The organism is Mycobacterium sp. (assembly GCF_035314665.1).
Classification (GTDB): domain Bacteria; phylum Actinomycetota; class Actinomycetes; order Mycobacteriales; family Mycobacteriaceae; genus Mycobacterium.
Window position 1 is genome coordinate 1 of the sequence record NZ_DATFZD010000268.1, and the last position, 5,482, is coordinate 5,482.

The window sequence follows — 5,482 nt, forward strand, 5'->3', positions numbered from 1 at the left end:
GGCAGCTTCAATCCAAGCTGACCAACTACTTCTACCCGCAGCAAAAACTGATATCCAAGGTCCGTGACGGCGCCAAGGTCTCCAAGAAATACGACACTGCGGCCACCCCGTTTCAGCGCGCGATCAATCACCCAACGATGACCGAGGGCCGCATCGTGGGCCTGGCCACAGCCCAGGGCCGGATTAACCCCGCCGCCACGCAGCGCCGGATTCAGGCCTTGACCAACCAACTCCCCACCCTGACCTCCAGCAAAGCCGGATCGAAAACCAACGCCCGTGCCGCTAAGCGCGCACTCTCAAATGAGGCAACCAGAAACTCGACGCGCGCATCTTGACACGAGGCAACACGACGAGCCAGACGCCCGGCTTGTTAATGAACTGCCGACTGTGCATAACTGCGCACCACACTCCTGTTCGGGCTGCCACTCGACGGACGCGCACTGTTTGTCTGCTGGTCACCAAGGTGCGGGCTGGGTCTGCGAACCTTGATTCGACGAAAGGGCCGCCATGACAGAACACCTGCGTGCTTACAACAGTCTGTGGCAGGTCCGCAGCGACTCGTGGTGCCGATTGGAGGAGTCCGCCGATCGGCTGACCCGCCCGGACACCGCCGGCGCGTTGAAAGAAAAATGCATCAGCGACTGCCAAGACTTGCTGGCTCGTCTGAGCACACTGGAACCGTATTGGGCCTACCCCGGCGCGCCGCAATTCGCCCTAGTTCAGCGACTTTTTACCACAGGCAGTTACGAAAAGTTCTGCCAAGCGGTTGCGCGGGTCAACCGAGCGCTGACCACGGAGTCGTATCGCACCGGGGACGTGGAGAACGCCGGCGCCGACGAGTTGGACATGTTTCCGTCCGATCCGCGTCAGCTCGAGCGTCAGACGGAAGCGGAGCGCGACCGCCCCTACTTCGAGGTGCTGGTCGTCGAGAAGATGACCGAAGCGCAGGAACACGCGCTGCGCAACGAGGTACGCAAGTGGCGTCGCCCGGACGACGAATTCGTCTACGAACTTGTGGTGGTGGCCAGCGGAGACGAGGCGCTCATCGCGGCACGGCTCAACGTGAACCTGCAGGCGGTGGTGATCCGGCGGCGCTTTTCGCATCAATCAACCCGGGATCTGTCATCGCTGTCGGAGTTCGTCGACACCGGGGTGTCGCACGAATTGGGTGATCACTATTCGCCCGAAGAACGTGCGCAGATTCTCGCCACGTCGTTGGCGAAGTTGCGTCCCGAGCTCGACCTCTATCTGATGACCGAGATCGAGGTGGAGGACATCGCCGGGCGCCTCGGTCAGTACTTCCGCCGGGTGTTTCACGCTCGCGAAGGCATGCTCGAGCTGCACCTGTCGATCCTGCAGGGCGTCGAGGCACGCTACCGCACCCCGTTCTTCAGTGCGCTCAAGCAGTACAGCCACCGGCCCACGGGTGTGTTCCACGCCCTGCCGATCTCGCAGGGCAAGTCGATCGTCAACTCGCACTGGATCAAGGACATGGTCGGCTTTTACGGCCTGGAAGTGTTCATGGCCGAGACCTCGGCGACGTGCGGGGGCCTTGACTCGCTGTTGGAGCCCACCGGTCCGCTGCGTGAATCCCAACAGCTCGCGGCGCAAGCCTACGGGTCGCGGCACACGTACTTCGTCACCAACGGAACGTCAACGGCTAACAAAATCGTCACCCAGGCGCTAGTGGCGCCCGGCGACATCGTGCTGCTGGACCGCAACTGCCACCAGTCACATCACTACGGCATGATGATGGCCGGCGCGAATGTCATTTATTTGGAAGCTTATCCACTCAACGAGTACTCGATGTACGGCGCGGTGCCGCTGCGCGAGATCAAGTCGAAGTTGTTGGCGCTCAAGCGTGCCGGCAAGCTCGACCGCGTCAAGATGATGTCGCTGACGAACTGCACCTTCGACGGCATCGTCTACGACGTCGAGCGCGTGATGGAAGAGTGCCTCGCGATCAAGCCCGATCTGGTGTTCTTGTGGGACGAGGCGTGGTTCGCGTTCGCCCGTTTCCACCCGGTCTATCGGACCCGCACCGCGATGGCGTCGGCAAAGGCACTGCGCGAGCGGCTGCAGAGCCCCGACTACCGGCAACGCTACGAGAAGTACCTGGCGGAGCAGACCGCGAGTAAGCCAACCGACGATGACCTGCTGGACCGCCGCCTGATGGCCGACCCGGCGCGGGCACGGGTGCGGGTGTATGCCACCCAATCGACCCACAAGACGCTGACCGCGCTGCGGCAGGGATCGATGATTCACGTCTTCGATCAGGACTTCGACCAGAAGGTGGCCGAGCCGTTCCACGAGTCCTACATGGCGCACACGTCGACCTCACCCAACTACCAGATCCTGGCGTCGCTGGACCTGGGTCGTCGGCAGGTGGCGTTGGAAGGCGCCGAATTGGTGCAGCGGCAAATCGAGAACGCGATGCAACTGCGCGACGCGATCGACAATCATCCGTTGCTCAGCAAATACATGCACTGCCTTGGTACGGCTCATCTGATCCCCGATCGATTCCGTCCGACGGCCATCGACCAACCTCTGCGCTCGGGACTGCGCAACATGATGGCCGCCTGGCATGACGACGAGTTCGTGCTCGACCCGTCGCGAATCACCTTGTCCATCGGGCGTACCGGCTATGACGGCGATACGTTCAAACGCGAGCAGCTGATGGACCGTTACGGCATTCAGATCAACAAGACGTCACGCAACAGCGTGCTGTTCATGACCAACATCGGCACCACGCGCAGCTCGGTCGCTTTCCTGGTCGAGGTCTTGGTCAATATCGCCTCCGAACTCGACCAAGAAATCTCCGAGATGAGTCTGGGTGAGCGCGAACACTTCGAGCAGGCGGTGTATCGGCTGACCGAACGTCCAGTGCCGCTGTGTAATTTCAGCGGATTCCATCCGGCGTTCCGGGATCACAGCGGAGCCGAGCCGACACCCGAGGGCGATGTCCGTCGCGCGTTCTACCTGTCCTACGACGACACGAACTGCGAATACCTCATGGGTGAGCAGATCGACGAAAAGCTGGACGCCGGAATCGACATCGTGTCCGCGACCTACGTGACGCCCTATCCTCCGGGCTTCCCGGTGCTGGTGCCGGGTCAGGTGTTCAGCCGCGAAATCCTGCAGTTCATGCGCGATCTGGACACCAAGGAGATCCACGGCTACGCGCCGGACTTCGGCTATCGGGTGTACACGGAGAAGGCGATCGAGATGGTCGGCGCATCGGTTGGGCTGCCGTCCAATGGGCACCAGTCCGCGCCGTCTACGGCTGCGGCCACTCCGGAAAAAACGGCGAAGAAGAAGCCGGCGAAGCGCGGAGGGAACGGTCGCGATAGCAGCCTTCCCGAGGTCGGTCAGGACGAGCTGCTCGGCGAGCAGCAGCCGGGCGACGCGGTACAAGCGGAGGCTGGTTCCTAACGCTCAAACCGCTGCGCAGCGCGTCGACGTCGAGCACGCACTCCACACCGTGCTTGCGATAGCTGCGATACGCGCCCGCCAGAAACTCGGACCACAAACCAGGGTCGGCCGACGGATGCGAGATCACCACCGTGCAGCCGATGTCGGGATCGCGCCAGCTTAAGCCCTGCCCAAGAGACAACGCCTCGCCGGTTGCGGTAGCTGATGAAACTGCATCCATCCGTTTCCTCTCCAGCGCGCGCCAAACTGACATTGCACGCTAGACAATTGTTATCATGCTTTTAGTATGGATATATCGGCTGACCATACTAACTGCGTGTCAGTTAGACAAGAGCTATTCTTGTAGCTAGTTCCGGTCGCCTGACCTGGGCTATTGGTATGTGACGCCGGGCACGAATCTGGTTCGGGGGCGGCGCAGTCCGGCGAACCGCAGGCGCGCGGTACGGCGAATTGCCGGCCCACCGGGGCCGGGAGCGTGGTTCCCCGGCGGACTTGACACCTGTAAAGTCCGTCGACATGGACAACATCAGGGGCAAGACCATCGTCATCACCGGTGCCGCCCGCGGCATCGGACATGCGACCGCCAAAGCGCTGTTGGCGCGGGGTGCCCGGGTGATCATCGGCGACCGCGACATCGACGTCCTCGAGAGTGCGGTCGCCGGCATGAGCAGCCTCGGTTCGGTGTCAGGTCATCCACTGGACGTCACCGACCGCGAATCGTTCGCAGCCTTCCTCGACAAGGCCCGCGCCGACGGAGGCGGCCACATTGACGTGCTGATCAACAACGCCGGCGTCATGCCGGTAGGCCCATTTCTCGAGCAGTCTGCACAGGCGATCCGCTCATCGATCGAGGTCAACTTCTACGGCGTGCTGACCGGCTGCCAACTGGTGCTGCCGGAAATGGTCAAGCGTCGCAGCGGGCACATCATCAATATCGCGTCGCTGGCCGGCATGGTGGCGGTGCCGGGTCAAATCGTTTACGCCGGAACAAAATTCGCGGTCGTAGGCCTGTCTACCGGGATGGCGGATGAATTCGCCCCACACGGCGTCAAGGTCACCGCGGTACTACCGACGTTCACCAACACCGAGCTGATCTCCGGCACGTCGCCATCGGCCGCGCAGAAGCCGGTGGAGCCCGCCGATATCGCCGCGGCGATCGTCAAGGTGCTCGACAAGCCGAAGACCCAGGTGTCGGTGCCCGCCAACGGCCGGTTGATCGCGATCGTGTCGCAGCTGTTGTCGGATCGGGGCCGCCGCTGGCTCAACAAGAAGATGGGCAACGACACCGTCTTCCTCAATTTCGACAGCACCGCGCGCCGGGCATACGAAGACCGCGCGCAGCACGCGACGGGCGTCGTCGAGCCTAAAGATTGACTACCGCCCGCGGGGTGCATACATGATCACGCCGACCCCGGCCAGGCACACCGCGGCGCCGATGATGTCCCACCGGTCCGGCCGAAAACCGTCCAGCGCCATGCCCCAGGCCAGCGACCCGGCAACAAACACACCGCCGTAGGCGGCCAGAACGCGGCCGAAGTGGGGATCGTCTTGGAAAGTGGCGACAAACCCGTAGGCACCCAAAGCGATTACGCCAAAGCCGGCCCAGATCCATCCACGATGCTCGCGGACACCTTGCCAGACCAGCCAGGCGCCGCCGATCTCGAATAGCGCGGCCACCGCGAACAGCAGAATCGATCTGGCGACACTCATTACCGCACCTCCGCATTTGTCAGCGACCCGCCCCAGTAATTTTGCTATCCGTTCACGATCATCGATGCGGCACCCCGGGCGCGGCGGCCGCGGATCCGGCAGATTCCCGTTGAGGTGTGGCATCGGCCTAGCCTGAGACCCAAGCGGAGTCGTAACCGAGGAGGTCCGTGACTATGCCGGCTACCGACCACCGCCACCGCGTCGTGATCGTCGGATCGGGATTCGGCGGGCTGACCGCGGCCAAAGCCTTCAAGCGGGCCGACGTCGACATCACGCTGATCTCGAAAACGAACAGCCATCTGTTTCAGCCGCTGCTCTATCAGGTGGCGACCGGGATCTA

The 5,482-nt window shown here is 62.6% G+C and carries 4 protein-coding genes and 1 pseudogene; 4 read left to right on the forward strand and 1 reads right to left on the reverse strand.

Annotated features, from left to right (window positions below):
- The 3 genes and pseudogenes from VKI00_RS19060 to VKI00_RS19070 all read left to right on the forward strand — a co-directional run.
- Positions 1 to 335: pseudogene (locus VKI00_RS19060) on the forward strand (transposase); the annotation flags it as partial.
- Between the two features lie 172 nt (positions 336 to 507).
- Positions 508 to 3,432 (forward strand): ornithine decarboxylase, encoded by a 2,925-nt coding sequence (locus VKI00_RS19065; protein ID WP_324440123.1) that lies wholly within the window; start codon positions 508 to 510, stop codon positions 3,430 to 3,432.
- 516 nt (positions 3,433 to 3,948) lie between these two features.
- Positions 3,949 to 4,806, forward strand: a complete 858-nt coding sequence (locus VKI00_RS19070; RefSeq protein WP_324440125.1) for an SDR family oxidoreductase — start codon at positions 3,949 to 3,951, stop codon at positions 4,804 to 4,806.
- Here VKI00_RS19070 and VKI00_RS19075 read toward each other — a convergent pair whose 3' ends face one another.
- Positions 4,807 to 5,142: a YnfA family protein gene (locus VKI00_RS19075; protein ID WP_324440127.1), complete on the reverse strand. Its 336-nt coding sequence runs from the start codon at positions 5,140 to 5,142 to the stop codon at positions 4,807 to 4,809.
- Positions 5,143 to 5,315: 173 nt separating this feature from the next.
- Between VKI00_RS19075 and VKI00_RS19080 the strand changes: the two genes are divergently transcribed.
- Positions 5,316 to 5,482 (forward strand): FAD-dependent oxidoreductase (locus VKI00_RS19080; RefSeq protein ID WP_324440129.1); only part of this gene is annotated, 167 nt, incomplete at its 3' end.

What these genes read in the sequence shown, in the direction of transcription:
- VKI00_RS19065 (WP_324440123.1), top strand. Translation starts at nt 508, where the DNA reads ATGACAGAACACCTGCGTGCTTACAACAGTCTGTGGCAGGTCCGCAGC.
- VKI00_RS19075 (WP_324440127.1), bottom strand. Translation starts at nt 5,142, where the DNA reads ATGAGTGTCGCCAGATCGATTCTGCTGTTCGCGGTGGCCGCGCTATTC.
- VKI00_RS19070 (WP_324440125.1), top strand. Translation starts at nt 3,949, where the DNA reads ATGGACAACATCAGGGGCAAGACCATCGTCATCACCGGTGCCGCCCGC.